We start from the raw sequence: 26,396 nt of genomic DNA, 5'->3' as shown, positions 1-26,396 counted from the left end.
CCGAGGTTCGAACCGCAAGCCTTTGGCGTGAAATGCTGCCGCAGGATTGCCCCAGGCGTTATCCTCAGCCGGTCGAACCAACCATACCGATGATATCGTAGGTCTTGCGCAGGATCGGGACCGTGATCTCGCGTGCCTGCGTGGCGCCGCGGGCGAGGATGCGGTCGATTTCGGCCGGGTCGGCCATGAGGCGCGACATTTCCCGGGTGATCGGCGCCAACCGCGCCACCGCCAGATCGGCGAGCGCGGGCTTGAAGGTGCCAAACTGCGCGCCGGCATATTCAGACATCACCGCCTCGGGCGTCATGTCCGCCAGAGCGGCGTAGATGTTCACGAGATTGCGCGCATCGGGCCGGCCCGACAGACCTTCGAGCGTCTCGGGCAGCGGCTCGAAGTCGGTCTTTGCCTTCCGGATTTTCTTCGAAATGGTGTCTGCGTCGTCGGTCAAGTTGATGCGGCTTGCGTCCGAAGGATCGGATTTTGACATCTTCTTGGTGCCATCGCGCAACGACATGACGCGGGTCGCCGCGCCCTCGATCACCGGCTCGGTCATCGGGAAGAAATCCACGCCGAAGTCATGGTTGAACTTTGCCGCGATGTCCCGGGTCAGTTCCAGATGCTGTTTCTGGTCTTCGCCCACCGGAACATGCGTGGCATGATAGACCAGAATGTCGGCCGCCATCAGCGAGGGATAGGCGAACAGGCCCAGCGAGGCGGCTTCGGCGTCCTTGCCGGCCTTGTCCTTCCACTGGGTCATTCTGCCCATCCAGCCCATGCGGGCCACGCAGTTGAACACCCAGGCCAGCTGGGCGTGTTCGGGCACCTGGGACTGGTTGATGAGGATGGACTTTTCGGGGTCGATGCCGGCCGCGATGAAACCGGCTGCAAGCTCGCGCGTGCTGTGGCGCAGCTTTTCGGGATCCTGCCAGACGGTGATCGCATGCAGGTCGACCATGCAATAAATGGTCTGGAAGCCGCCTGCGTTCTGCGTGTCCACAAACCGCTTGAGCGCGCCAAGGTAATTTCCCAGATGCAGGTTGCCGGAGGGCTGGATGCCGGAAAAGACCCGTGGCGTGAATGTCGTTTCGCTCATGGCAGGCAACTCCCGGCTGGAAATTTCGGCCTGCCTCGCTTACCCACGGGGACAGATGCCGTCAAGCGCACGGCCGCAAGGAGTTTTGCCAAGTGAACACGCCGTCGCATGTGCCCGCCGTCAATCCCCTGCCCGCCGCGGTGGTGCTTCTGGCCCTGGCGATGGTGGCGGCGGAAATCGTCTTCCAGATTGGCATGCTGGGCATCGCCGGCGGGCCCGCGGCCGTGGGTTGGCGGGTCGAAGCCATCGAGCGCTTTGCGTTCTCGGGCGAAATCATGCGCTGGATGTGGGAAACCGGGCGGTGGCCGCCCGAGCATCTGATGCGCCTTGTCACATATCCCTTCGTGCACGGAAGCTTTACCCAGACGGCAATCGGGACGGTGATGTTCCTGGCGATGGGCAAGATGGTGGGCGATGTCTTTGGCAATCTGGCCGTCGTGGTGGTGTTCTTCGTCTCTTCGATCGCGGGCGCATTCGTGTTCACCCTGCTCGCCACCGGGCCGATCTATCTGATCGGGGCCTTTCCTCCGATCTACGGGCTGATCGGGGCGTTCACCTGGATCCTCTGGCGCAACCTGTCAATGGTGGGTGCCAATCAGGCGCGGGCTTTCACGCTGATCGGGTTCCTGATGGGCATCCAGCTGCTGTTCGGCCTGCTTTTTGGATCTAACAGTGACTGGTTGGCCGATCTCGGCGGATTTGCGGCCGGGTTTTTGCTGTCGTTCGTGCTGGCACCGGGTGGTTGGGACAGATTGCTGCGCAGGTTGCGTCAGCAATAGCGGGCCGCATAAGCGAAACCGCCGCCCCGATATTGCGGAGCGGCGGTCCCGGCTTAGCCAAAGATCATGTAGAGCAGGATGATCCAGACAGGAACACCCAGGAGCCAAAGTGCGATAGCGCGCATGGCGATTCCTCCTCCGCCCGTTTGAGTTTTTCTGGCGGGGCGCTTAGCTCCTGCCTTGGCTTCCCAGAACGGGCGGATGTTCCAGAAGCCGTGCTTCGGAATGGTAACTCCGGCGGGCGATTTCGGTTCCGGTCGGGGGCGCGGGAAACCGCGCAGGATCTACCCCAGGGAGGCAGGCGGCGGCGAACCCGGGCGGCGGCGCAGGGCGGCGCGGAACTCTGACAGGCGGAATGCGCCTATCATCTGTCCTAACCCGAAGTAGACCACCATGCTGACCATGACGAGGCCCAGCAGGGCGAGGTAGCGCCAGCCAGGGCTGTTCAGCGCCTCCTCGAGCGCCCAGGATGCACCCCAGGAGGCGAGGCCCATCACGAGTGACGCGAGGCAGATGCGCAGGATGCGGCGGCGGAAGCGGTCGTCGAAACGCGCCACCTCTCCCAGTCCGCCAGCGCCACGCAGGAGCAGCAGGACCATCCACCACCCGGCCACCGTCGTGGCAATGGCGGGCGCGATCCAGCCCAGCCAGGGCGCGAGGCCAATCGCCAGCACTCCGTTGACCGCCATGGCGGAGAGCGCATAGCGGAACGGCGAGCGCGTGTCTTCGCGGGCGAAGAACAGAGGCTGGAGAATTTTTTGCAAGACGAAGGCCGGCAGGCCAAGTCCGTAGACTGCTACCGCCAGCGCTATGGCGGCGCTGTCCTGTTCCGTCGTCGCGCCGCGCTCGAAGAGAACCGAGACAAGGGGGAGCGGGATCGCTACGAGCGCGACCGCGGAAGGGATGGTCAGCGCGAGCGAGACCTCGCCGGCACGGCTGAGCGCGTCGCGCCCGCCCTTGTCGTCGCCCGCGGCCAGGCGGCGGCTGAGGTCGGGAAGCAGGACGACGCCGACGGCGATGCCGACCACGCCCAAAGGCAACTGATAGAGCCGGTCGGCGGCATAGAGCCAGCCGACGGCCTTGTCGAAATAGGAGGCCACCTGCTGGCCGACCAGCAGGTTCACCTGTACCACGCCGCCCGCCATCATCGCCGGAACGGCGATCCGCACGAGATCGCGCAGTTCGGGGGTCATGCGCGGCAGGCGCGGGATCAAACCGAACCCTGCCCGACGTGCAGCGATCCAGAGCAGGGCAAGCTGGGCAATGCCGGACACCGGGATCGACCAGATCAGCCAGGGGGCAATGTCACCCCCGGCGAGACCTCCCAGCACCATAGCCAGTACCAGGACGAAGTTCATCAACACGGGTGCGGCGGCGGCGGCGGCAAAGCGGCCGGCGGCATTCAGCACCCCCGAGAGCAGCGCCGCGAGCGAGACGAAGAGAATATATGGGAAGACGATGCGTCCGAACTCGACCGAAAGGGCAAACTCCTCCTGTCCGGCAAAACCGCTGGCCAGCGCATAGATCAGCCAGGGCATGCTGGCCTGGGCAAGAAGGGTGAGCACGATCAGCACGCTGGCGAGGCCGGACATCGCGTCTTCGGCAAAGCGGCGGGGGTCATCGCCGGATTCGAGGCGCTTGGAGAACATCGGCACGAAGGCGACGTTGAAGGCGCCCTCGGCAAAGAAGCGACGGAACAGGTTGGGCAGTCGGAACGCGACGACATAGGCCTCGTAGACCGGACCGGTGCCGAGATAGGCCAGGATCATGGCGTCGCGAATGAAGCCGAGCACCCGGCTGGCCAGCGTCCAGAGACCGACGGTCAGGAAGCCTGAGATCAGGCGGATGGGTTTCATGTCTGCTCCGGCCCCGCGGGCCTGTTGTCGTTGGCGCCTGCGGGTCTCTCCTAGCGCTTTCCGCGGGCGCTGGGAAGCGGGTCGCGGGGAAATGGCTTTGTCAGGGCGCCGCCGACGGGCGCGGATCGCGGGCATCGAAGGTCGCGCGGGACAGGATGTTGCCCTGTCCATCGACTGTCAGACGGAAGGCACGTCCGTCGTGATAGAAGGTCAGCCTCCAGCGCCCGGCATCCGCGTCGGTGCCGGTTTCGCTGCGGGTGGTGATGCGGCCATTCGTCATGAAGGCACGGACCTGCGTGACCGAACGCCCGAAGGCGGCGGCGAGCAGAGCGGCATCGACGACAAAACCGTCGCCGTCGCGTTCGACTTCGCTCATGCGATCCTCGCCATGGTGACGCGCCTTCCGGGCTGCGCCCAGACTCCGGGCATTTACAGCCTCCTTTAACGAACCTATGCAGGTTTGCAAACCGGATGCCGCAACGGGGGCCGCCGGGTTGGTGGGGAGCGCAGTCATGAGCGACGATCCCGACGACGACACGGGTCGCAAGGGGTTCACCTCGCCCCCCTGCCTTGCCGCCGAGATCGCACCCGATTATTTCGACCCACTGGCGGTCGATCCCGAACAGGCGCGCGATGTAATGCGCTGGCGCAAGGCAGAGCGCGCCCGGTTGCGGGCCGAACGGCTGGCGCTGCCGGTCAGTACGCGACAAGCGGCCAGTCTTGCGATTGCGGGACAGTTGCGACAGGTGCTGAGAGATCACTTGGCTGTCGCGCCTGGGCGGGCGGTTTCCGCCTATTGGCCGATCAAGGGCGAGCCCGATCTGCGACCGCTGATGCTAGAGTTGCATCAGGCGGGTTTTAACGTGGCCCTGCCAATCGTCGAAACCAAGCACGCACCGCTGATCTTTCGCGTCTGGACCCCCGAGACGAGGATGGTGCGGGGCGACTGGAACATTCCGGTGCCGCCGCCGGAGGCGGATCAAATCCACCCCGAGATCGCTCTGGCGCCCTTGGTCGGATGGTCCGAGGACGGCTACCGGCTGGGTTATGGCGGCGGATATTTTGACCGGACCCTGGCGGTGCTGCGACCACGCCCCTTTGCCATCGGGATCGGCTACGCAAGTGCGCGCCTGGCGACGATTTTTCCCCAACCTCACGATATCCGGCTGGATCTGATCCTGACCGAGGCCGGTCTGCCGTAGAACGCAAACGCCCGCCCCTGTCGGGGCGGGCGCGCAATTCCCTAACTGGCCGAAAATCAGTTCTTGGCCGGGAAGGCCGGCAGGGCCGCGGAGCCGCCACCGACGGTTGCGTCCTGAAGCACGGCAACGCGGTCGGGCGACTGCCCCATGACGGCGGCGCCTGCGGTCGAGGTGACCGACTCGAGGGCCATCTGCATCCAGGCGTTCGACCCCGCCGGATCGGCTTTTGCGGTTCCGAAGCCTTCACGCATATGGTGGCTGATCACTTCGCCATAACCAAGCTGTCCTGCTGCTGCCAGCAGCACAGCCGACGCCAGCGCCATCTGGGCATTGTCCGTCCGATAACCGACACCGAGGCAGACCTTGCCGCCGGAGGCGAGCTGCTGGATCGGCTGGCCCGAGCTTTGGATCACGGCCGAGGTATCGGCGATGACCTGATCCGGACGCGATGTGGACAGGCTGGTAAGTTGCGGCGCAATGACCTGCGCGAGGCCTTCGCACTGCTGTTCGATCTGAGCGTCTGTCATGTTGGGGATCGTCGCGGTGATCGAGGTGCTTTCGGCCATCGCGTGGGTGCGTGCGAGGCAGAATTGTTCGTTCAGAGCGAATTCCTTGTCCTTGACGCGGCCCGGCGCGGTAATCCCGCCATTGGCCGCTGTCAGCACATTGATCTGGTTGCAATGCTCGTTCACCGAACGGTCGCTTTGACCGAAGGTGAAAGCAGGCAGCGAGGCGTTTTCCTGGCGTGCGGTTACAGGCTGTGGCGCTGCGGGTGCGACCGGTTGGGGAACCGGCGCGGGGGCCGGAGCAGACGTGGCAACCGGAGCGGGCATCGGCGCAGGAGCCGGTGCCGGAACAGGCGCAGCCTGGGCCGCGGTGGTCGAAATGCCGAGTTGCTCGTTGCGATAGGTGCGCAGCAGGCCAGATGGGCCCTGGGACGCCATAATCTGGTTGTAGGGCGCGACATGCGAGCTGGAGAGAGCGCGCTGATAGGAGCCGAGCAGGAAATCGCGCTCGTAGGGGTCGATCCGGCCATCGGGCGTGAAGCCCATCTGCGCCTGATATTGCGAGACCGCCGAGCGCGACCGGCTGCCCATCACACCATCGGGCGAGCCAGCGTTGTAGCCAAAGTAGTTCAGCGCGGTCTGGATTTGGCGGTTCTCTTCCCGCGCGGCCGAATAGGACGGCGCCGCGCGATAGACCGTGCGCTGGCGTTGTTTGTTCTTGTTCAATTCGTTGACGATGATCCCGCCTAGGATCAGACCGCCCAATGCGGCCCCGGCATCGCCCGCCTGCGCCTTCTGGACAGGAACGGCGACCATCGCGGCCATGATGAGCGAGGAACAAAGATTGCGTTTCAACATATTCAAAAACCTCCGGGGCAGAAATCCGCCAGTTGCCTGAACGGGCGGGGTCACAGCTTACGAACCGCGATCAGCAGGCCAACGACCAGCCGAACAAATGAATGGCCATATGTCAAGCCTGACACACCGCTTGCTTCGCAAGTCTACGCGAAACCGCCGCTTTAAGAAAGTAACGTTTACCGCACTTTCAATCGAGCGCGAGTTCCAGGAGTTCGTCGGGTCCAAGATCGGGGCGCGCAGGGTAGGCAAGAACGTCAAGCCAGAAGCGATCCAGCGTCTTCAGCAGTGAAGATCGACCGGCCAGCGACATTTCTTCCCGCAGGACCGCATAGGCGGATTCGCGCAGACTGGGGGAAATATCGGCGTTCAGCGATTCCAGTGCGGTGCGATAGGACAGGAGGTAGGTCGACTGGACTGCGCGGAGATCGCCGATTTCGGTCACGTGCTTTTCCACCTGCCGGGCGTAGAAGGGGCTTTGATTGCCGGCGCGCTGGAGGTCGACCAGCATGCGGATATTCGCCGCCTTGGCGGCGATGGCCGCCGCGTTGCCATCGAGAGATTCGACGAAGACCGCCCCGGCCAGAAGGGTCGCGCGGGCCGATTGCGACTGCGCCGTCTGAGCCCGGTCTCCAGCGCGGCGGAATTGGAGCTTTAACTCGTTCAGGGCGTTCTGGCGGCCCGGATCAACCTCGGCCTCGATCAGATCCGAGAGCAGGACCAGCGGGTCGGCCTCGGCGATTGCGGTGTCCGGTTCCGTGCCGGCGAGTTCGGCCCAGCGCTTCTGGATGGCGCGCAGATGCGCATCGGAGGTGGCGATATGGGTTGCGAGGACCAGCCGGAGACCGAAGGTCACGCCGGCCAGCGGCGCGCCTGTGGCCGGATCGAAGGGCGGATATTCGGTTCGCTGTGCGGAATAGATCTGATCGGCCGTGGACAGGACCGAGCCGCCCCGCGTGACGATGCCTCCAACCTGACCGCCCGCGCGGCCTACTGCGTTGAGGCGGAAGGGCTCGAGCATCAGCTCTTCGGCGTTTCCATAGACGTCGTAGAGCCCAAGCGGGTTCGGCTGTTTCAGACCGACCGGACCAATGGTGCCTCGCGACGAGCCGGAAGCCTGGTGGCGCGCATAGTCGCGCAGGTCGCCATCGCCAAAAAAGCTGCGATCGGGGAAACGCGTCGGGTCGATACGGGCGCCGCCTCGGGTGGCGTATTCCCATTCCGCCTCTGTCGGCAGACGGACAAAGGCCGGGACGCCGTCTTCTACGGGAAGCGCGGTGGGGCGCTCGCCGATCAACCATTGGGAATATGTCTGCGCCAGGGAAACGGCGTCGAACCAGGAGAGGCCGCCCTTGGCGACGCGGTCGGTACGGTCGGGTTCGGTGCAGTCACCGCTCAGGGCGCGATACTGACCCTGGGTCAGTTCGTAGCGCGCGATGTAGAAGAAGGTGGTTGCGGTCTGCGGATCGGTGAAACTGCCACGCAGGAAGGCGGGATTGAGGTAGTCGGAATAGCCGGTTTCGTCGAGTGTCTGGCCAAGGCGGACGCGGCGGTCGGCGAGCGGATCGGAGGCATCGACGGGAACCGTCACCTTCTGGAAGGCCATCGCGCCGCCGCAGGGCATCGGCAGGATCAGGTCGGCAGGCGCGCCGCCGGTGGCCGGATCGTAATACTCCTGCGGCCAGTCCTGGGCCTGGGTCTGGGTTGCGATCAGGGCGAGTGTGGCGAGAAGACGGATCACGCGGCCTCCCGCAGAACACTGGCCGGATCGAGGCGTTGCGCCGACCAGGCCGCAGCGGCGGCTGCGACCGCGACCAGGATCAGCACGGCGAGCGAGATCAGCGCGCCCTGCTGCGGCGTGATGACGGCCAGCGGCGCCTCGCCGGGCATTCCCTCGCCGAACAGCTCGGCGGCGCCCCTCGCGGCGAGGGCGTAGAGCGCGAAGCTGAGCACCAGGCCGAGGGCAGCGGTGATCAGCGCCTGAACCACAGGGAACAACGCGAGGTTCCGCCCCGGAACACCGAGGAGTGCAATGGTGGCAAGAATAGAGCGTTTGCGCGCCACTTCGGACCAGAACCCCAGTACCAACGCCGCCCCCAACCCGATGGCCGCGAGCACCGCTGTGCCGGCGAGCGCGAGGTTCAGCTTGCGCCCGAGGCCAAGCAGCGACTCGACGGCGCGGGTGTTGGCGGTGGTGCCAATTCCGAGCTGCGCCTCGATCCTGGACTGAAGTGAAGCCAGACCTTCCAGCGAACGGGCATAGACGCGGAGACCGGAGTAGGCGGGGATACGTTCGGAGAGCGGTTTTCTGCCCTCGATTCCATACTCAGGAAGACTGTAGCTGTCGTAAAAGGCTTCGATCAGGTCCAACGTTGCAAAGGGCGCAAGGACAGCGGCGCCGGAGGTGGCGGTTTCCGGAAGAACGAGCGCCACTGTCGCTGGCAAGACCAGCTGTTTCGGGCGATCCTCGGCCTGGCTGATCATTTGCAATTCAGTGCCGGGCTTGAGGTCGAGCTGCTGGGCGAGTTGCGCGCTGACGGCAACTTCACCTACCTCCAATGTTGTGCCCGGTGGCAATGTGGGATCCCCTGCCCCCGTCGGGATCACCAGCGCCGGGCGCATTCGGCGACCGTCCTTGGCGCGGATATTCATGTAGTCGAACTGTGTGCGCACCTTGGGCGTGACAAAGGCGATCTCGGGCCAGGTGCGCAGCGGGGCGATCTCGGCTTCGGTCAGGGTCGCGTTGCCGGCGGTGTCGATCTGGAGATTGGCGGGATCGGCGAGCATCTGGCCGATGAGAGCGGCATAGACGCCGTTCTTGACCCCGAAGAGAACGAGGAGCGGCACCAAGATGCCGACCATCACGGCGGCGTTGCAGAGCAGGAAGAAGCGGTCGCGTATCAGGTCGCGCCAGGCAAGGGCCGCGATCAGCATGCCGGAGCCTTGAGCCGGCTGACTGCGGAATTGCCTTCGGTGACGACAACCAAAGCGCGGCGGGGAATGGCAAAGCGCTCCATCCGGGCAATGTCATGCGAGGAGAGGATGACACCGGTGCCGTCCTGACGCGCGGCTTCCAGCAAGAGGTCGAGCACGCGATCGGCGCTGTCGGGGTCGAGTGCAGCGGTGGGTTCGTCGGCGACAATGAAGGGCGGGCGGTGGGACAGCGCGCGGGCGATGGCGGTGCGCTGTCGCTGACCGATGGAGAGCGCGCCGGGGCGCAGCCGGCTTACGTCGGTCAAGCCGAGCCGGTCGATCAGGTCACTTACGCGATCTGGATCGCGCCGGTCGCAGATCGCCTGCGGCAGCGCGACGTTCTCGGTCACCGTCAGGAAGGGCATCAGCCCGCCCGTTTGGGGGACAAAACCGAAAAGGCGGCCCCTGCCCCGGGCGAGCGCGGCCGAGCGCGCGCCCTGTTCCCAGAGCGCAGCGAGATCGTTTTCGCCGGAGTGGTATGCGGTGCCCCGCCCCGGCGCGCGCAGCAGGCCCAGCAGTTCCAGCAGCAGCGTCTTGCCCGAGCCGCTGGGTCCAGTCAGGGCGACGGTTTCGCCGGGTGCGAGCGCCAGCACATCCACCTCAAGCCGGAAGGCGCGGTCGCCGTCGCGCAGGTCGATCCTGCCGTTGGTCAGCCGCAAACCCGCCATGGCGTTTCAGGGCAATACGTCGAAGGGCATGGCGAAGACGTATTCGCCGTCGGGGGCGCCGTCATAGAGCGGGGTCCAGACATCGGGATTGAGCAGCCATTTGCGGTATTGCACCAGCTTCTGGCGCATTCCGTCGAGGATCTGGCGACGATTCATTGCGCTTTGCGCCCAGCGCTCTTCGGTCGTCAGCATGAGCTGGCTTTCGTAGGGCAGATCTTCAAGGAATTCGAGCGCACCGCCAAGAGTTTTGCTGTCGGTATTGACCAGCCGGTCGGGGTTCTGGGCCATCCGGGCGACCACGTCGCGGACCTGCGTGAAGAAGCTGGCCGCATCCTCGGCGCCGCGGGCCTGTTCGCCCAGCGTCAGAAGTTCCGTGATCAGATCCGCCATGGTGGCCATCTCGTTCTTGGTCACCAGCAGGCGCGGCTCGATGGCGAGTTTGGTCGGATCCTCGATCGCCTTTTCCGAGACCCAGCCTTCGATCACGTCCGGGGCTTCGGTGCCCTGCGTGCGGCCCAGCCAGGCAAGGCGCATGGCGAGGCCCAGGTTGACCAGTTCCGGACCCTTCTGCGCCGCGGGCATCATCGGTTTTTCGCTGCGGGCCTCGCGGATGATGTCGGACATCGCAGTGACAAGGCGGTGAACCGTCTCCTCGAAGGCGGCAGGCGAGCCGTTCTCGATGCCATAGTAGAAGCTGTCGTTGTTGAAGCGCGACAGGTCGCGATATTCGCCGGCGGCGTAGACATGTTCCGCCTCGCCCGGAACCGCGGTCTTGAGGTGAAGGGTCATGATCGCGACGCCCTTGTCCTGCGCGGCGCGCTGAAGTTCCTTCGCGCCGATGGCCGAACGGGCGTTGGGGTCGTTGGGATGCTTGGGGCCAGCGTCGGTGATCAGGATGACGATGCGCGCATCGAAGGGGTCGCCGCCACCGTCCCAGTCGGTCAGGTCGATGGCGTCCTCGACCCCGGCGAGGCTGTCCTCGTTGAAGCCGGGAGAATCGACGCTGGCCACCTTAGTGGCGGCGCGGATGGTGGCCAGAACCTCGTTCTGGCTGGACCGGCGCTGCAGCGGCAGCAGGGTGCGGGTGCGATATTCCAGGCCCGGCGCCGCGTCCGTGTTGTCGCGGAAGGCGACGACTCCGAAATTGACCTTTTCGCCAATGCCCGTACCGGCCATGTCACGCACGACCTTCTCGACGGCGGCCTGGGTGCGCGAAATATAGGGTTCCATCGACGAGGTGGTATCGAAGACAAAAACGATGCCGACGTCGAAACTGTCCGATTTTGCGGGGGTTGCGGAAGTCTCCTCGCGCAGCGGCACCGAGGCAACCTTCATCAGAAGGTTTTCCTCGAAATTCATCGGGTGCAGATCCTGCACGAAATCGAGGATCGGCATCAAATACAGCCGGTCGACGATATTGACGAAAACCGGAGGTTCGGCGGCGACCACCCCGCGTTCGGCGGGCACATTGCCGGAAAGTACCTCGCCGAGGATCTGTGCCTGGACGTCAGGCAGGCCCTTGTCCTCCATCACGGCGTGGAGCCGCTGCTCGGTATCGAACAGGACCTGACGCTGACGGCCGGCCGGATTGGTGAAGGCGGCGACGATGTTCTGTTTCCACTCGACGACGCTGTCGGCCTTCACCCAGCCCTCGGGACCGGAGGAGATCGAGCGGCCGATCTGGTACCAGCCGGGCTCGGTCGCGTAGACATAGAGCGGCTGGAAAGCGGGATAGACCGCGACCGGCGCGCCATTCGTTTCCGAGTATCTGGGCGCATCGGGGCGGGTCAGCACGCGCTGGTAGACTGTCTTGCGCCCCTCGACCAGCAATGGGCGGGCGCCAGACTGGGCCTGGACGACAGGGCCGGCCAATGCCAGCGCCAGCGCCAGCGCGATGGTCCTAACCGCAGAAATCATCATACGCCCCCTTGGCCAAAGTCCCATCCGTCTCCTTCAGACGTGCACATCCGTCGACGAGTTTCGCCGGCGCCTCGGTCGAACCGGCCTTGGCCGCCCGGGCATAATACTCGACAGCGCGGGCGATGTCCGGTGCAAAGGTCAGGCCGATCAGCGTTTCGATCCGGGGATCGATGCTGTTCTCGTCGTACAGGGTGCCAATCAGCAGAAGCGCGCCCGCGTCATCGCGCGCGGCATGGGACTCGATCACCTCGAGCGCGGTGTCGGGGCTGACGTCCTTGCCGCATTGGCGCAGTGCTTTGTCGAAACTCGGAAAATCGGGGAAGGCCGAGAGCGTGGCCAGCGAGCAGGCTTCGACCGGGGGGGCAGCTTCGGCGGCCACGGGCTGCGGTGTGGGCTGTGGCGCCGGTGCTGGGGGCGCGACAGCGGTTTCGGCCGGTGTTTGGGTTTCGTGCGACCAGTACCACCACGCGGCTGCGGCGCCCGCCAAAAGGAGCAACACCAGTAGCAAAGGCAGCCAGAAGCTCCGGCGCCGTGGGGCAGCCCGCACAACAGGCGCAGACTCGGGTTCGGGATCGGGCGCCGGGCGTGCCGGCGGGGCCGAAACCACCGTGTCTTCCTCCGTATCGGGTTCGACATGGCCGACAAGCTGTGGCTGACCGCTGGGCTTGCTGACGCGCGCCACGGGCCGGATGCCACCCAGCACAGCCGCGCCGGCCCGAGGCGGGACGTCATCGGGCCAGGAAATGTCATAGTCCTTCCCACCCACGCTGATCCGGAGCGGCGCGTATTCCTCGACCTTGTTCACGATCTCGGGACCGATGTGCACCCAGTCCGCACCTTCGTGACGATACACCGTGTAGGGACCGAACTCGAAGCGTTCCTGCTGCCAATGAGGGTTGCCGATACCGATCTGCGCGCCGGGGGCCTCGTCGGCAGCAAGCCAGCGCTCGCCGTAGGCATCGAAAACCGCCACACTGACCGTGTCGCCCTTTAGGGTGCCCTCCATCAGCTCCAGAAAGGCAAATCCGCCAGCCTTTTCCTGTGGATCGGGGTGAACGATCAAGGTCATGGGCCGCCGTTGCCGTTCAGCGCGCCGAGGATGCGGCCAAGCGCAAGGTTCTGTTCGATGTCGATCTCGCCGCCGGCCCCGTCCTTGGCGTTGGCGACAAAGAGCGCGTCCAGGGCAAACACCCAGTCGCTCCAGGTCGCCTCGGCCACGTTGGCGGCACGGGATGGCAGGGTGTCGACGCTGTCATGGGATTCGACTTCGGTGAAGACCGGACGCAGTCCGGTTGCTGTTTGGACCTTCGGACGCTCGGAGGTGGGAAGGTCGCGCATGCCCAGTGTCGCGACAAAGGCGTTGATCTCTTCTGCGCCGATGATGGATGCAGGCTGTGCCTGTTTCTCGACGTTGAGGCCGAAATTAACCGCTGCAATCTCGGCCGCGGTGCGCCGCGACAGATGTGTCCGGCGCGCGGCGTGGATCAGGCCGGTGACCAGATCCGAGGCCGGGCTGTCGGTGATCCCCCAGGCCGCGCGCAGGGCGCGGTCGTCGCGGAAGGCCTTGAGCCGGTCGATCCACGCCTCGAGCGCGGTTTCGGCCTGAAACTGTTCCAGCGTCATCGTTCGGATGTCACTTGTGCTGGCGGCTCTTGGCCGTGCCGGGCGGCCCGGGCGCGCCGGACCGGCAGCGACTCCGGGCTCGGCGCTGGCTGCGCTGACGGCAGAGGTGATGCGGACCGAGCTGGGCACCCGGGCGATACGCCCCTCGATTTCGTCCTGGTCGACCATGAGTGCCGACAGCACCGCGCCGAAACGGTGGCGGGCGAGCGCCTGTTCGAGGTCGTCGATCACCGCGGTCACGGCTTCCTGCGCTTCGGCGATGCGCTGTTCGACATCGTCGGAGACGTGGAAGGGAGCGAGAGCCTGCGTGACCTTTGCGGCGATCTCGTCGAGCTGCACCCTGATCTGGCGCAGCTTGCTGTCGGGCTTGCAGACGCGGGCCAGGGCATCAGTGAGGTAGGTCACACCGCCGTCGTTGAGCGACAGGGCGGCGTCCCACGCGGCAGCGGGATCGCGGAAATGGCGCTGCACCGGTTCGGCGGCAAGGGAGCCCTCGCGCAGTTCGGCGATGCGGGCCTCCTTGTCGGGGCGCAGGCGCAGTTCCCGCCGGTTTTCGTCATAGTCGATCAGGCCATCGACGAAATAGTTGGGGTTGCGCAGCCAGTAGCAGTTGTCGAACGGCTGTCCTGGCGCCCATTCCTCGACCCAGCCGTCCTGCCCACGACCGAAGCGCTCGAGCAGCGAGGCTTTCATACGTCGCTCGAACCGGGTAACCGCGCCGCCTTCGGCCGCGCTGTCGGCGAGTTGCATGTCGAACTTGGTCAGGACGAAGAACAGCACGTTGTCGCTTTGGGCGCGCTGTTCCGGCGTGCGGCCGTGCGTGAGGGCGATCCAGTTGTCCACCAGCCCCGGAAGGTCGAGCGTTTCCATATTGCTGCCAGGGACGCAGAGCAGCATGGAGGTGATTTCCTGGTTTTCGACGTAGCGGTCGAAGAGATAGGCGACCTTGCCCCGCAGCAGCAGTTCGTGAAGGTTCTTGTCAAGGTTCTGCAGCGTCTTGGACAGCGGCTCTTCGAACCGGTTGCGGGCGCCTGGGAAGTCGAGCAGGTCGGTGCGTCCGAAAAGTTCGGAGGGCTGTTCGGCCATCGGGAAGACAAGTTCGGCAGCCAGGGCACAGAGTTCGGCCCGGGGCATCTGAAGCGTGCGTCCTGCCTCTGTCAGCACACTCAGCGGCGGACCGACAGGCGTGCCACGCAGTCCGGCGAGGGTCTTGACGTCGATGATGGATTGCTCGCGCGGGGTGAGGGCGTCGAGGGTGACGTGAACGGTGGCCGAGTGGTCGAGATGTGCCAGCGCGTTGGCCAGTTGCTGGTAGAGGTCGCCCATTGCATCGTGGCGGCCCCAGAGGATCGCGAAGAAGGCGGCGCGGTCCTGAACGGTGAGGCGCGGCGCGATCTCGGCGGCTTCGTCCCAGAAGGGTTTCAGGGCGGCAGCATAGGCGGACTTGCGGAAGACGCTGTCGATATATTCGCCGATCTCGTGCACCGCGTCGGCGTCGAGGCCGGGCCGCGCGGCCCCTGCCCTAGCCTTGAAGGCATCGAGATGCGCGGAGAGTTCGGCGGGTTCGGGCGGAACTTCGGATTCGTCGCCGTCGTTGAAGAACGAATTCACGATCGTGCGAATGATGTCTGCTTCGCTGAGCAGCGTGAGCTTGACCGGAAACCCGTCGGGCGTCGGCTCGCGGCGCATGGTGAAACGGGTGACGAGGCCGGTGCTTTCACCTTCTCCCTCAGGGTTCACCTCGGAGATATAATCGAGTCGGCGCGTGGGGAAATCGCCCACCAGCCGGCCTCCTTCGGGGCGGGCCAGCACAGAAACGAGGAAGGACTTTCCCGCCTGACTGGGACCGAAAACACTGACAGACATGGGTTTTTCTGCCGCCTGAGCCAGCCGGCGCGCGCGGCGCAGGCCCTTGCGCATCATCTGCGTGAGAGACCGTGCCTCGGCTCCGATCATCGCGGCGTTGCCTGGGGTTTCGACCCAAGCGAGCGCTTGCTCGGTGGCATCGGCCACCGCAGTGCAATCGGCTGCGAGTTTCTGCTGGTCCTGCGTCGCCATCCGTTCTTGCCCTTTCACAGCCTGAACAGGCCAGTGTCGATCCAGTATTCGTCGGCGAAGCCCAGTGTCTGTAAACGCAGTCTCACTTCACTCGGTTTCATTGCGGTGCCTTCGGCGTCCTCCAGTTCTGTCACCGCGAAGGCCTCGCGCATGGCTTCGCGGCGCAGAACGGAGTCGGATGTCTCGAATTCCGGGTCCTCGTCGAACTCCGTCCGCTCGAACGTTACCCTGAGCGGCGCGCGGGCTTCGGCGGCCGGGGTGGCAAAATCCAGCCGGTAGAGCGGTGTCGTGGTCCAGCGTTCCAGCGGAAGCTGGCGGGCGCCGAGGTAAACGGGCGTATACATCGTCAGATGCGCCAGCAGGTCGCGATCCGTCTTCTTCGCGTCGAGGTCGACGTTCTGGAAAAGCACCCTGTCGGACATGATCTGGCCCGAGCTGTCCATTTCGCCGATATAGCGGGCGGTGGATTGCATCCGGAAGGCAGAGGTCGTGACCTTGAAGTTGGGAATGCGGGATTCGCTGAGCGCGATCAGCATGCCGCCGACTGCGACCGTCGATTTCGGATCGCCGATGCGCTGGGTGACGGGATCGCGGAAGGGATACCAGCGCCCGGTCTTGTAGGCGTGCATCGAGATCAGGCGGTGCGGCGGGACGACGAGCATCTCTTCCAGGATGGCGCGCACCGCCGGCAGGCGCGAGGGGCGGCCGGTGAGCAGCACGACATCCACGCCCAGATGCTGGATCACTTCGGCCATGTTGGAGAGCGCCTGCTGGAACACCTCGCGTGCGGCGGCGTCCACATCTTCGCGGTTGAGCGTCAACTCCACGTCGGCAAGATGGAAATCGACGGCGCCAAGGCCCGCGGCCGCGTCCTCGATATAGGCAAATAAGCTTTCGGGAAGATCTCCATCCGGCAGGGCATCGCGGACGCGAAGGGTGATGGGAGCGTCTTCGTCGGCGGTTTCGCTGGCCTTCAGGATGGCGACCGCCAACGGCAACAGAACGCGCAAAGCGAACTGGCGGCGTTTCTGGACGCTTTGCTGGTCCAGACCGCCGATGTCGCCGGCAAAGAGTTCGCGCAGCTTGTCACCGGCGAAACGGCCGCCGGCGGCTTCGATGGCACGCTGGATGCCGGGAAGGATCACGCTGGCGATCAGCCGTTGCAGCAGTTCGTCGCCGGCCACGCGGAACCCTTCGCGGAAGTTCTGTTCGGGGTGCAGGACGCGTCCCGCCTCGCCGGTGTAGGTCGTGACCATCAGGTCGGTGGTGCCGCCGCCGATGTCGATGCACGCGAGCCGCAGCGACGGTTCGCCGTCGCGATCGCGGCCCTTGAGACGCAGGAAGCGGTCGATGCGGCCATCGAATTTCTGCGTCAGTTCCGAATAGAGCCAAACCAGCTGGGTGCAGCTTGCCTCGTCCCATTCCACGATCAACTCGGGCTTGCGGCTGATGCTGCTTTCGCCGTCTTTCAGGCCAAGCATGGTCCAGACCAGCTCCAGCGCGCCCTTGGCCTTGGAGCGGATAATGGCCTGTTCCTGCGCCGTGGTGGCGGTTGGCAGGGTCAGGATGATCCGGTCGAGGTGACGCGGCAGTTCGGATTGCGCTCGTCGGGCTCGGGCACCGGGGGCATTCACCTGGATCAGGGCATGGGCGATGATCTCGGCCAGCATGAAGCCGAAGAGCGAGGCACGTGCGAACCGGGGCCGGATCGCCGGGGTCATCGGCGTTTTACCGCGCGGGCGCAGACGCGCGGCCTCGTCCGCCTTGATCTGCGCCAGCACGTCGCCCGCCTCGTTCAGGTGGCGCATGGCGGCGCGGAGGGATTTCGGCAGGTTGTTGGGGTCGGAATGGTGGTGAAACCGCCAGTCCTGCTGAACCGGCTGGTCATCCCAGAGATACCGCTTGGGCGAGGACAGGCCCGAGGCTGTCTCGGTCCCCTCTTCGCCGGCGACCAGCCGCAGCGCCTCGGGACCGATCCGCACGATGGAGGGCCAGAGAAAGGCGTTGCGCCGTCCCGACCGCGAGGCGAAGCGTTCGTCACCCATGCGGTGTTCGGAGAATTCGACACGGGAGTCGAAGAGGCCGGAATAGCTGAATTCGGGGCGCGAGAGGTCGCGTACCTCGAGAGGGAACGACCGCGCCAGATCGAGTTTCATCTCGCCCGGGAAGCGTTCGATCAGGATGCCGCAGGTGCGCGAATTGCCCACGTCCAGCACCAGTTCCACCTCGACCGGCGTGACGCCTTCGCGGGTGCTGACGGTGTTGGCAAACCGGATCTTCGGGATTTTCACCGCATGGTCGATCAGGCGCAGGAAGGCCAGGTAGCGCGCCCAGTGCTCGAACCGGTGCGGCAGCGCCTCGTGGGTGATCTTGCGGCCCGGGCGCTCGGCCCGCTTGAAGGCCATGAACAGGTCGTCCAGCCAGTCCGAGACCCATTTCTGAAGGTCGAGAACCTCGCCGTTGGTGTCCGGCTCCAATCGCCGCAGGAACCAGTCCATGCGCGCCGGATCAGACACGAAGCGGAAGTCGCGGGCCTTTTCCGCATCGGCACGTTCGGGCGCGACGTAAGTCAGGCTGTCGGCGTCCGAGAGCGCGGTGTCGAGCGCAAGCTGCACGCGGTGCGTGTGGCCGGTGTCGGGGTCGGGTTCGTCGAGTTCGACGACGCGTAGCCGCGCCCATGCAGTCGGGCCGGGGTCAAAGCGTTCTTCCCCGCCCGCCCCGCGGTCGTTCTTGATGCGCAGCACCGGCACCGGCACCCATTTCTCGAGGAAGGGTTCCAGCGCCGCAACCGGGCGCACTGAATATTCGTCGTCATCGGGACGCGCGCCGGCCTCGACCGTCTCGTCGGCCTCCGCCTCGCCGGTCATGGGCAGAAGCGCCCATTCCTCATGCGCCTCGGTGCCCCCGACCACGCGTTCGATAAAGCGGGCCGGGCGCAGGTCGAGCGTATCGAGGCGAAAGCCGAAATCGAGCATCTGGGTGCCGGACCACGGCACCAGCGCGATTTCGTCGCGCCAGTCGGTCAGCTGCGCCAGATGTCTGGAATGCTTCATCCTGCCTTACCTCGAAATACTTATGTTCGTTGTCCAATCGGCCTGCTTTGGCCCCAGCATACCCGCATAGCTTTGCGAAGGTCCATCTTGGCGAAACATATGCAGGGTGACCGGGATTTCACCCGCGCCCTCTGCGAGATGGGCGGTGACCTTGTAAAGTCCAGCACGGGCCTGATCGAAAGTGACCGCTTCGAGCGGTTGCTCAGTTGTCGCGTCAGCCTGCAGCGAGGAGGTTTCGCCGCAACCGGCGGCGCCGTCCCCGGCCGGACAGGTCACGGTTAGGTCGATGTCCGCCTTGCCCTGCCATTCGAGCAGGAACGTGAGCTGGCCAGGTGTCACGCCACGCGTCCGCGCACGGTCCAGCGCGGCCTTTCGTTCGGGCTCGCCCGGACCGCCTGGCACGGCCGGCAGCACGGGAATGGTCGGCTGGCAGCCCCGGTCGAGCAGGGCCAGTTCGCGTTCCAATGCAGCAACTTCATCCTGCGCGACCCGGGTTTCGGTCAGAGCAGCTTCGATCCGTGCCTGTGGCACGGGGCAGAAATCGGGACCGCTGCCCCAGAGACCGCAGGGCCGGATCAGCAGCCACAGGATCGCGGCCAGCAAGGCGGCAAGCAGCAGCCATCCGAGGAGGAGCAGCCACCACAGGTTCGATGCGGAATTCTGGCGGTCAGGTTGTGGTGCGGCGGCCGGAGCGGCCGGGCGCGCGACCATCGCGCTCAGCACGCCGCGCACGGCGCGCTGTTCGTCGCGCAGCCAGGCCCAGTGCAGCAGAACCGGATGCAGCGCGCCGGAGGGGTCACGTATCGCGCGGATCATGTCCTCGCCGGGGATTTCCAACGCGTTCAGCAGCGCTTCGCCCAGGCGCTGGTCGTTTGGCGCCGCGGCCGTCAAAAGCGTTTCTGCCTCCGCGCGGATATCGGCCACGATCCGGCCGAGGGTCGTCTTCAGCGCTTCGCTTTCGGGCTCGTCCAGTTCCTCCAGGGTGAGCGCGCGGCCTTCGCGGGGCGAATGCCAGTCGATCGCCTCGCCATGCTGCGCGGCCACGGGTTCGGCGAAGATTGCGGCATGGTCGTCGCTCAAGCGGGCGCGCACCGCCCCGCTCACCAGTTCGAAAGAGCGCTGGGCCGGGGTGCCCAGAGGTTGCAGCCCTTCGGTCGAGGTGGTGGCGAGCAGGCTTTGATACATCGCCTAGTTCCCGGACCGGACGACCTGCGGCGTGCAGGGCTCGGCATCGCGCTGCGGCGCGGCGGCGGTGCCATCGAGGAAGGCCATCAGATCGCCGGAGGTCAGTGCGAACCCCCGGTTCTGCATGGTGCCCTGCCGGACGAAGGTATTCACGCCGACCAGCCGCCCGCACATGTCGACAAGCGGTCCGCCGGAATTGCCCGAAGACAGGGCGGCGGAGTGCATCAGCACGTGGGTGTCCGGGCCAAGCTGCTGTTCGGTATTCACGATGCCGTCCGTCACGGTGAGATCGGGCACGGAGGCCAGATCGCCGGACTTCAGCGCTGCAAAAGCCGCGTCGGTTTCCAGAACGTCCCCAGGATAGCCTGCGGCCACCACGTTGGTCAGCTTCAGCGAGGCGGAGGGAACATGCACGGTGAAAGCCGGCAGGGCCACTTCGGCGATCTTCAGAAGGGCGAAATCACCGCCCGCGTCGAACAGCGGGCCGCGCGTCTTGACGACCTCGGCCGGCATGGGCTTGGCGAGGGCTTTTCCGGTGACCAGGATCTGACCGTTCTGCGCGGCTTCGATAACGTGAAAATTGGTGACGATCAGGCCGCCCCCGAGAGAGAACCCCGACCCGGTTGAAACCCGCCCCCCGGTTTCGGCGATCACCATGACGGTACGCGCCTCGATCAGGGCCAGCAGGCTTTCCTCGCCGGTGAGCACCCGGTCGGGGCGGCTGGGCAGGAGGGCGTCGGGCACGGCGGACGCCTGATCCGGCGGCGCCGTGCCTTCGGGCGGCGGGGTCAGTCCCTCGGGTGTCAGGCCGCCCGGCACGATCAGCTGGCCGTCGGCTCGGCAGACCGCGCCGTCGAGGGCCTCGGCCATCTGCGCCTTGCGCTCGCGGAGGGCGGCGGTTTCCGCCTCGGCGGCCTTGAGCATGGCGGCATCGGTCACAAAGGGCGGCGCACCGGTGGCGAACAGGCGGCTGCCAGGTGTCAGAAGCCAGGCCAGCGTGCCTGCGGCGAGCAGCAGGAGCAGCACCAGCGGCACCCAGGCGAGAGGCGTGATGCGATGCACGACTTCCTTTTGCGGCGCCGCGACAGGCGCAGCGACAGGTGTGACGCGTGGCTTTGCGGCAGGTTCCGGCGCGGGTGCGCCGGTCAACGGCAAAAACCGCCCGAGCGTCGCCGCGTAATGCGCCGGGCGGGCCGTCGCATTGGCCCCCTTCCCGCCGGGCATCAGACCCCAGTTCACGATCACCGGCCGGTCGCCCACGACCAGCACATCGGCCTCTCCCATCACCGTCAGAGCTGCCTGCGCCAGCGGCGCGGTCGCCGGATCCTCGGCCAGCGCGCGCACCGGACGAAGGTGGTCTGCCAGCCAGCGTTCGACCCGTTCGCGTTCGCCGGCGGGCAGCTCGGCGAGCGGTTTCGCCGGGCCGGCGCGGTCCGTATACCAGCTGATGGTCGGCGCAGCAGCGTCGTTGCCGCGGCTGATCAGAGGCTCGGCAAAGAGCGCGGCGGCCTCGGGGCCGGCACGATCGGCCAGGAGAGCGCGCAGTTCGGCATGGCGTTCCAGCGCAGTGCTGCCCCCTGCCTCGACGAAATCGGCGTTGGTTACCTTGATCTTGGACAGGAAATGATCGGCCATGGGTCTATCTCCTTGCCCGACGCAGTTTGGCATTGCCGCGCCCGTTGGTCTCGGGTTGGTAGGTGGTGCAATTTGCCGAGCCGTTGGCGTCGAGCGCACATCTGATGTCGCGCCGGAAGATTTCCGACCCGTTGGAACATTGCAGGTTGCCGGGCTCGCGCATGTTGAGCCGACCGCCGGCAATATTGCCGCTGAGCCGACCCTCGCAGCGGGTTCCGTCGGTGGCGCGCATCACCTCGCGTCCGTTGCCGGCAGCATCGAAGCAGATCTGCCAGCTTCGGAAACTGGTGACCTGGCCGGTGCGGATGTCGCGCACGTCATATTGAGAGGACAGCTCCCAGCAGCCTTCCATCACCGAGATATCGTTGTCTTCAAAGGCATCCGGGGCCAGGCCGCTTGGCGTTTCCGGCTCGGGTGGCGGCGGAGGGGGAGGTGGTGGCGGTGGTGGTGGCGGCTCGGCCTTGCAGACCTTCAGCGCCAGCTCGCGCTCCAGCGCCGCGACCTCGGCGGCAAGATCGCGGGACCGGGCGAGTTCTTCGGTCAGGCGGCGGCGATTGTCCAGGATGGAGTCATCCTCGCAGGCCGAGACAACAGTGCCGAACAGCGGCAGGCGCAGGCCACAGGCCTGCAACAGCAGATATCCTGACGCCGCCGTCAGGATCACGAGCAAGATCGCGACAAGAGCTATCGCCGATCGCATGGCACCCACTTCAACCCCGACCGACGCTGTATGCCGATTATCCGGCGGCCGAGCGGTAGGAGTTTGACCCCGATTTCCAACGGGTTGACCCTATGCCGCGCGGCTTTGGTCCTGCAAGGCCGGATATCGGCCGGGTCATGCCACAGGGCGGCGCGATCCCGCTGATGCGGTTTGCGGGTTTCCGCCGTTGCGGTCAGGCCGCCGGCGCATCTCCGCGGCCGGCCATCAGACGCAGCGGCTCATATTCCATGACAGCCTCGCCGCGCTGATTGATCACCCGGTTGCGCGTGCGCACCAGCCCGCGGCCGTCTTTCCTTGCGGGGCGGGATTCGATCACTTCGAACTCCACATGCAGGGTGTCCCCGGCGAGCGTCGGTCCAAGCACGTTCATCGACGCCTGCAGGAAGGCCATGCCGGTGCCATGGGCGGTTGCCGCAAGCACCAGACCTTCGGCAACGGCATAGACCTGCGCCCCCGGAACGAGACGGCCTTTGATTGCCGAATGCGCCGCACTGTAGACATCGTCGGTGAACAGCGGCTCGACCATCCCAACGAGCGCGGTGAAGGCCGAGACATCGGCGTCCCGGATCGTGCGGCCGTAGGTGCGAAACCGGGCGCCGACGGACAGGTCCTGCCAGAAGAAGCCCGTTCCCAGAAGTTTCGGTTGGTTGTCAGACATGGACCGGACCCTTGTTGTCGCGCATTCACGTCGGACATACAGGGCGAAGGGGCTGGTGTAAAAGGGGCGTCAGTCCTGCCGCGAGCGGCAGGCCGGCGGCAGCAGGGTGGCGTCCGGGCCGTAGGTCATGCCGGGGCGGTAAAAGCGGTGCGTGCCACGGCCGGCATGTTTGGCGGAATATAGCGCCACATCGGCCTGATGGAGCAGCGTCACCGCATCGGGGCGTCCGGCCTTGGGCGTGACCACCATGCCGATGCTGACCGACACCTGGCAAACCCGGCCTTGGTAGGCGATCGGTTGGCGGATGCGGGCGATCAGCCGGTCGGCCAGTTCCTCGAGCCGGGCCCGATCGACCAGACGCTTGAAGATCAGGACGAATTCGTCGCCGCCGACCCGTGCGACGCAATCGGAATCGCGGCTGTCTTCGGTCATGATGCGCGCCATATGGCGCAGCACATGATCCCCGGCCGCATGGCCCATGGAATCGTTGATCTCCTTGAAAAAATCGAGATCCAGCTGCATCAGGGAAAAACGGCTGCCTTCGGCGATGAGCTGCTGCATGACGAAATCCATCGCGCGGCGATTCTTCAGGCCGGTCAGCATATCGGTATAGGCCTGCTCCTCGGCGGCGATCATCGCCCCCTGAAGGCGCAGATTGAGTTTGTGCGAGGCATCCATCGCGGCGGTCTTGGCCTCGACCAGATAGAGCAATTCGATGGTCAGGTCGGTAGCCGCAAAATCCGCGCTGGTCAGCGCATAGTCGCGCACCGCCTCAAGCACGGAAAAGCCGAAGGACAGATCGACGATGGCGCCCTCGCCCGGCGGCAGAGGGACGATCACCCCCTTGAGACCGGTAGACGGCGCACGGCGGAACTGAAGGTGCAGCTTTGCGCCGCTGCGTTGCATAAGCTGGTAGATCGACGTGATCGCGCGCGGACGGTTCAGCGCAAAGACATCAAGAAAGCGCTGGCCCACCAATTCGTCCGGGCGCAGCTTGCGCAGCGTCGGCCCGACGCGACGGATGTCTCCGGCGGGGCCAATACGGACGTGCATCGGGCAGAGCACGTCGAGCAGCACGTCGGTGCCGTGATCCTCGCTCATGCAGAGCGCGCCCCGAGATCGAAGCCGCGCCCTTCGGAGTATGCGGATTCGACCAGGGCGATGGAGATCACCTCGCATCCATCGTGGTGGCCGCGGTGATCTAGCATGACCAGCGCGCCGTAGTCGTCGGCCATGGCGCGCAGCACGCCGATCATGACGCTGCCGAAACCGGGAAGACCGGGGCCGCAGGTCAGGCTGTACAGGCCCGCCGTATGTTCGCGCAATTCGAGCACGGGCAAATAGAGATCGGCGACGGCGAGGCGGACGCGGTCTGGAAGGTCGTCGAGAGAGTGCAGGAAATCCACATAGTTAACACCGGCAAATCGCAAGAGGCGGCGCACTGCCTCGAGGCCGGGATGCGAGACGATGAAGGTTCCGATATCCTCGAGTACCTCCGCCTGATTGCGGCCCAGTTCAGCACAGGCCCCGGCGAGAACGTCGAATGTCACGCTGTCGTCGTAGAGCAGCATGGCTTCGAATCCCGAAACGTCCTGTCCGACGTGGCGCAGCACCCGCTGCCATCGGTCCTGGCTGTAGGTATGACAGAAGAAGGACTGGATCGCGCAGTTGATCAGGCCATGCATCGTGGCGGTTCCCATGGGTTCGCGCGCCACCATGCCCGTTGCCGGTTAATTCCGGGCAAACGATGACAATTTTAAGTAGCTTTCGGCCCGGTTCAGTTCGAAGGCTGAAGTCCACGCTCGCCGATCCAAAGCGCGTTCAGGCCGGTCGGGCGGATCGCATAATTCCCGTCGAGCACCGCGGCCAGATCCTTCGGCCAGAGACGCGGAAAGGGCGTTTCGCTTTTGCCGACCTGGGTCACCTGTTGCAGGTCCAGCGCAACGCCATCGGAGATCACCATATGCTGGACCCAGACGACGCCGGCCTCCGCAAGGAAGAGGATCATCGCCTCCTCATTCGCACCGGCAAATCGACCGCGCACCATGGCGCAGCCGGGGCGTCCATCAGGCAGGTTGCGCATGCAGCCGCGGGAGATCCGTTCGAGCTGGTCAGCATCGAGCGCCGCGAACATCCGGGCATCTACCCTCCCCTGAGGCACCACGGTTATGCGGGCGGCAATCCTTTCGCTCCACTCGGCGCGGGGCATCGCCCGGTCCCTGAGGAGCTTGTCAAAGCGAAAACGGCTTGTCTGCGCGCGCACATCCGCAATACGGGTCATCAGTTCGGCGTGGTCGGCGCGATCGTCGACCGCCGACAGTCTCTCGAGCGCCGCATTGCCGGCGCGGCCCCAATCATGCGCCAGCTCCCAAAGCGCCAGACGGCTCAGGCTGGTCTTGCCTGAGAGATAGCGCGCGACCTGGCTCTCGGCCGCGATTCTCTGCGGGTTCAGCACGGGTGTGAACCAGAGCGCGGCGACAGCGGCGACCAGCAGCGCCAAGCCAACGTTGGCGCTGCGGATTCGCGCCATCCACCCCGCCTGAACGGCGGCGAGGAAATAAGAGATGCCATAAGCCATCAGCAGCGCCGCCGATACCGCCGCCAGAAGGCGGTCCGGAGTCCAGCCATGTTGACTTACACGAAGGGAAACCGACCAGAACGCCAGTGCCGCAATAAGAAGCAGCGAGGCCGCGAGGCCGCGCGTCGACCAGCGCAGAAGAGGTGAGGTAACGGCGTCGGCATCATCTCGGTCCAGCGCGCAGGCGATCAGGGTCAGGCCGACCAGTGCCACACCCATGAGGGTGGTAGCGGCCGAAAATTCGCTGAAGAGACCGGAGAAGCCGCGAAACGGTAGCGCCAGCAAAAAGCCCACCACGACCACCAACGCCAAAGGAATCAGCAGGCGCAGCAGACGGAGGGCCAGAAAGGGCGAGACGGTCGCGCGCAGCTCCCATGTCACGGCGAGTCCCAGGCCAAGCGCCGCGCCGGACAGTCCGAAGGCAAAACTCTCGTGCCGCATCAGGGCGCGGATCAGCGTCACATCGACCAGCGACAAAAGCGTGTCCGACAGAAACAGCGCGACCCAGACGGTCCCTACAAACAGCCAGGCAGCGAGAAAGCGGACGTGCATCGTCCAGGCGGCGTCAAACAGTCTTGCGGGGTCCCGCCAGTGTCCGGGCGCGGAAAGCCTGACCAGCAAGAAGGGCGTCACAATGGACACAAGAAGCACGGCGACAACGATTGTCGCCGGATCGTCGGCGAGGTCGGTCGCGGCGTCGAACCGGTGTCCGGCCCAGCAGATCAGGGCGGTGAGCGGCAGCGAAAGCCAGAGCGCGCCGGTCAGGGCGCGAAGGGCCGGAAGAGGGCCGGTCAGCGTCATCGCGACGATGGCGTGGGTCAGGACGAAGGCAAACAGCGCCAGCGCCAGCCCGGGCGGGACTGTGGGATCGTCCCAGGCCTGCCCGATATAGCGCAGAGCGACCGCCGCCAGCGCGCCAAGACCCGCCAGCCAGAGCCGTCGTGATCCGTCGTCGCCCGAGCTGGTCATGTCATGCCTCCGGATTGCGACTGCACGTTAACCGCCGGGGCGGCGCAGAGGCCAGCCTCTTGCG

20 protein-coding genes are annotated in these 26,396 nt (G+C 65.6%); 2 read left to right on the top strand and 18 right to left on the bottom strand.

Annotation, left to right across the window (positions count from 1 at the left end; genetic code table 11):
* Positions 1-64 precede the first annotated feature (64 nt).
* Positions 65-1,093 carry a tryptophan--tRNA ligase gene (trpS, locus tag ACFO5X_RS16060; RefSeq protein ID WP_380718697.1) on the bottom strand — a complete coding sequence of 343 codons (1,029 nt, stop codon included), beginning with the start codon at positions 1,091-1,093 and terminating at the stop codon, positions 65-67.
* Between the two features lie 92 nt (positions 1,094-1,185).
* Here trpS and ACFO5X_RS16055 point away from each other — a divergent pair, with 92 nt between their 5' ends.
* The gene (locus tag ACFO5X_RS16055) at positions 1,186-1,872 is read left to right on the top strand and encodes a rhomboid family intramembrane serine protease (RefSeq protein WP_380718695.1); all 687 of its coding nucleotides are present in this window, start codon (positions 1,186-1,188) and stop codon (positions 1,870-1,872) included.
* A 284-nt stretch (positions 1,873-2,156) separates the two neighbouring features.
* On the opposite strand, the gene murJ is transcribed toward ACFO5X_RS16055, so the two are convergent.
* Together murJ and ACFO5X_RS16045 are read right to left on the bottom strand one after the other, a co-directional pair.
* Positions 2,157-3,728, bottom strand: a complete 1,572-nt coding sequence (murJ, locus tag ACFO5X_RS16050; RefSeq protein WP_380718693.1) for a murein biosynthesis integral membrane protein MurJ — start codon at positions 3,726-3,728, stop codon at positions 2,157-2,159.
* Positions 3,729-3,828: 100 nt separating this feature from the next.
* On the bottom strand, positions 3,829-4,104 hold the full coding sequence (locus ACFO5X_RS16045; protein WP_380718691.1) for a DUF6522 family protein: 276 nt from the start codon (positions 4,102-4,104) through the stop codon (positions 3,829-3,831).
* A gap of 136 nt (positions 4,105-4,240) precedes the next feature.
* On the opposite strand from ACFO5X_RS16045, the gene ACFO5X_RS16040 reads away from it, so the two are divergent.
* The gene (locus ACFO5X_RS16040) at positions 4,241-4,930 is read left to right on the top strand and encodes a 5-formyltetrahydrofolate cyclo-ligase (RefSeq protein WP_380718688.1); all 690 of its coding nucleotides are present in this window, start codon (positions 4,241-4,243) and stop codon (positions 4,928-4,930) included.
* 56 nt (positions 4,931-4,986) lie between these two features.
* On the opposite strand, the gene ACFO5X_RS16035 is transcribed toward ACFO5X_RS16040, so the two are convergent.
* From ACFO5X_RS16035 to ACFO5X_RS15965, 15 genes are all read right to left on the bottom strand, one after another.
* Entirely contained in the window at positions 4,987-6,294 is a 1,308-nt protein-coding gene (locus ACFO5X_RS16035; RefSeq protein ID WP_380718686.1) for a peptidoglycan-binding domain-containing protein, read from the bottom strand.
* A gap of 187 nt (positions 6,295-6,481) precedes the next feature.
* Positions 6,482-8,032 carry a formylglycine-generating enzyme family protein gene (locus tag ACFO5X_RS16030; RefSeq protein WP_380718684.1) on the bottom strand — a complete coding sequence of 517 codons (1,551 nt, stop codon included), beginning with the start codon at positions 8,030-8,032 and terminating at the stop codon, positions 6,482-6,484.
* The gene (locus ACFO5X_RS16025; RefSeq protein WP_380718682.1) at positions 8,029-9,225 is read right to left on the bottom strand and encodes an ABC transporter permease family protein; all 1,197 of its coding nucleotides are present in this window, start codon (positions 9,223-9,225) and stop codon (positions 8,029-8,031) included. The genes ACFO5X_RS16030 and ACFO5X_RS16025 overlap by 4 nt, the downstream gene beginning before the upstream one ends.
* Entirely contained in the window at positions 9,219-9,932 is a 714-nt protein-coding gene (locus tag ACFO5X_RS16020; RefSeq protein ID WP_380718680.1) for an ABC transporter ATP-binding protein, read from the bottom strand. Before ACFO5X_RS16020 ends, ACFO5X_RS16025 begins: the two co-directional genes overlap by 7 nt.
* A 6-nt stretch (positions 9,933-9,938) precedes the next feature.
* The gene (locus ACFO5X_RS16015; protein ID WP_380718678.1) at positions 9,939-11,849 is read right to left on the bottom strand and encodes a vWA domain-containing protein; all 1,911 of its coding nucleotides are present in this window, start codon (positions 11,847-11,849) and stop codon (positions 9,939-9,941) included.
* On the bottom strand, positions 11,833-12,921 hold the full coding sequence (locus ACFO5X_RS16010; RefSeq protein ID WP_380718676.1) for an SEL1-like repeat protein: 1,089 nt from the start codon (positions 12,919-12,921) through the stop codon (positions 11,833-11,835). The genes ACFO5X_RS16015 and ACFO5X_RS16010 overlap by 17 nt, the downstream gene beginning before the upstream one ends.
* The gene (locus tag ACFO5X_RS16005; protein ID WP_380718674.1) at positions 12,918-15,533 is read right to left on the bottom strand and encodes a virulence factor SrfC family protein; all 2,616 of its coding nucleotides are present in this window, start codon (positions 15,531-15,533) and stop codon (positions 12,918-12,920) included. Before ACFO5X_RS16005 ends, ACFO5X_RS16010 begins: the two co-directional genes overlap by 4 nt.
* Positions 15,534-15,547: 14 nt before the next feature.
* Positions 15,548-18,586, bottom strand: a complete 3,039-nt coding sequence (locus ACFO5X_RS16000) for a virulence factor SrfB (RefSeq protein ID WP_380718672.1) — start codon at positions 18,584-18,586, stop codon at positions 15,548-15,550.
* 6 nt (positions 18,587-18,592) lie between these two features.
* The gene (locus ACFO5X_RS15995; protein ID WP_380718670.1) at positions 18,593-19,771 is read right to left on the bottom strand and encodes a hypothetical protein; all 1,179 of its coding nucleotides are present in this window, start codon (positions 19,769-19,771) and stop codon (positions 18,593-18,595) included.
* A 3-nt stretch (positions 19,772-19,774) separates the two neighbouring features.
* On the bottom strand, positions 19,775-21,406 hold the full coding sequence (locus ACFO5X_RS15990; RefSeq protein ID WP_380718669.1) for a trypsin-like peptidase domain-containing protein: 1,632 nt from the start codon (positions 21,404-21,406) through the stop codon (positions 19,775-19,777).
* Between the two features lie 4 nt (positions 21,407-21,410).
* Entirely contained in the window at positions 21,411-22,106 is a 696-nt protein-coding gene (locus ACFO5X_RS15985) for a hypothetical protein (protein ID WP_380718668.1), read from the bottom strand.
* Positions 22,107-22,299: 193 nt separating this feature from the next.
* Positions 22,300-22,785 carry a MaoC family dehydratase gene (locus ACFO5X_RS15980; protein ID WP_380718666.1) on the bottom strand — a complete coding sequence of 162 codons (486 nt, stop codon included), beginning with the start codon at positions 22,783-22,785 and terminating at the stop codon, positions 22,300-22,302.
* A 69-nt stretch (positions 22,786-22,854) separates the two neighbouring features.
* A complete protein-coding gene (locus ACFO5X_RS15975; protein WP_380718664.1) occupies positions 22,855-23,886 on the bottom strand; it encodes a diguanylate cyclase domain-containing protein in 1,032 nt (343 codons plus the stop codon).
* Positions 23,883-24,470 (bottom strand): heme NO-binding domain-containing protein, encoded by a 588-nt coding sequence (locus ACFO5X_RS15970; protein WP_380719534.1) that lies wholly within the window; start codon positions 24,468-24,470, stop codon positions 23,883-23,885. Before ACFO5X_RS15970 ends, ACFO5X_RS15975 begins: the two co-directional genes overlap by 4 nt.
* A gap of 92 nt (positions 24,471-24,562) precedes the next feature.
* On the bottom strand, positions 24,563-26,332 hold the full coding sequence (locus ACFO5X_RS15965; RefSeq protein WP_380718662.1) for a hypothetical protein: 1,770 nt from the start codon (positions 26,330-26,332) through the stop codon (positions 24,563-24,565).
* Between the last annotated feature and the right edge of the window lie 64 nt (positions 26,333-26,396).

This window comes from Seohaeicola nanhaiensis (genome assembly GCF_042654245.1).
In the GTDB taxonomy this organism is placed as follows: Bacteria; Pseudomonadota; Alphaproteobacteria; order Rhodobacterales; family Rhodobacteraceae; genus Seohaeicola_A; species Seohaeicola_A nanhaiensis.
This window is presented reverse-complemented; position numbering and strand designations above follow the sequence as displayed.

Excerpts from the sequence above, each read along its gene's own strand:
- ACFO5X_RS15995 (WP_380718670.1), bottom strand. The coding sequence starts at position 19,771 with ATGTATCAAAGCCTGCTCGCCACCACCTCGACCGAAGGGCTGCAACCT.
- murJ (WP_380718693.1), bottom strand. The coding sequence starts at position 3,728 with ATGAAACCCATCCGCCTGATCTCAGGCTTCCTGACCGTCGGTCTCTGG.
- ACFO5X_RS15970 (WP_380719534.1), bottom strand. The coding sequence starts at position 24,470 with ATGCATGGCCTGATCAACTGCGCGATCCAGTCCTTCTTCTGTCATACC.
- ACFO5X_RS15985 (WP_380718668.1), bottom strand. The coding sequence starts at position 22,106 with ATGCGATCGGCGATAGCTCTTGTCGCGATCTTGCTCGTGATCCTGACG.
- ACFO5X_RS15975 (WP_380718664.1), bottom strand. The coding sequence starts at position 23,886 with ATGAGCGAGGATCACGGCACCGACGTGCTGCTCGACGTGCTCTGCCCG.
- ACFO5X_RS16025 (WP_380718682.1), bottom strand. The coding sequence starts at position 9,225 with ATGCTGATCGCGGCCCTTGCCTGGCGCGACCTGATACGCGACCGCTTC.
- ACFO5X_RS16040 (WP_380718688.1), top strand. The coding sequence starts at position 4,241 with ATGAGCGACGATCCCGACGACGACACGGGTCGCAAGGGGTTCACCTCG.
- ACFO5X_RS16010 (WP_380718676.1), bottom strand. The coding sequence starts at position 12,921 with ATGACCTTGATCGTTCACCCCGATCCACAGGAAAAGGCTGGCGGATTT.
- ACFO5X_RS16000 (WP_380718672.1), bottom strand. The coding sequence starts at position 18,586 with ATGAAGCATTCCAGACATCTGGCGCAGCTGACCGACTGGCGCGACGAA.
- ACFO5X_RS16005 (WP_380718674.1), bottom strand. The coding sequence starts at position 15,533 with ATGGCGACGCAGGACCAGCAGAAACTCGCAGCCGATTGCACTGCGGTG.
- ACFO5X_RS16045 (WP_380718691.1), bottom strand. The coding sequence starts at position 4,104 with ATGAGCGAAGTCGAACGCGACGGCGACGGTTTTGTCGTCGATGCCGCT.
- ACFO5X_RS16020 (WP_380718680.1), bottom strand. The coding sequence starts at position 9,932 with ATGGCGGGTTTGCGGCTGACCAACGGCAGGATCGACCTGCGCGACGGC.
- ACFO5X_RS16035 (WP_380718686.1), bottom strand. The coding sequence starts at position 6,294 with ATGTTGAAACGCAATCTTTGTTCCTCGCTCATCATGGCCGCGATGGTC.
- ACFO5X_RS15990 (WP_380718669.1), bottom strand. The coding sequence starts at position 21,406 with ATGGCCGATCATTTCCTGTCCAAGATCAAGGTAACCAACGCCGATTTC.
- trpS (WP_380718697.1), bottom strand. The coding sequence starts at position 1,093 with ATGAGCGAAACGACATTCACGCCACGGGTCTTTTCCGGCATCCAGCCC.
- ACFO5X_RS15980 (WP_380718666.1), bottom strand. The coding sequence starts at position 22,785 with ATGTCTGACAACCAACCGAAACTTCTGGGAACGGGCTTCTTCTGGCAG.
- ACFO5X_RS15965 (WP_380718662.1), bottom strand. The coding sequence starts at position 26,332 with ATGACCAGCTCGGGCGACGACGGATCACGACGGCTCTGGCTGGCGGGT.
- ACFO5X_RS16015 (WP_380718678.1), bottom strand. The coding sequence starts at position 11,849 with ATGATTTCTGCGGTTAGGACCATCGCGCTGGCGCTGGCGCTGGCATTG.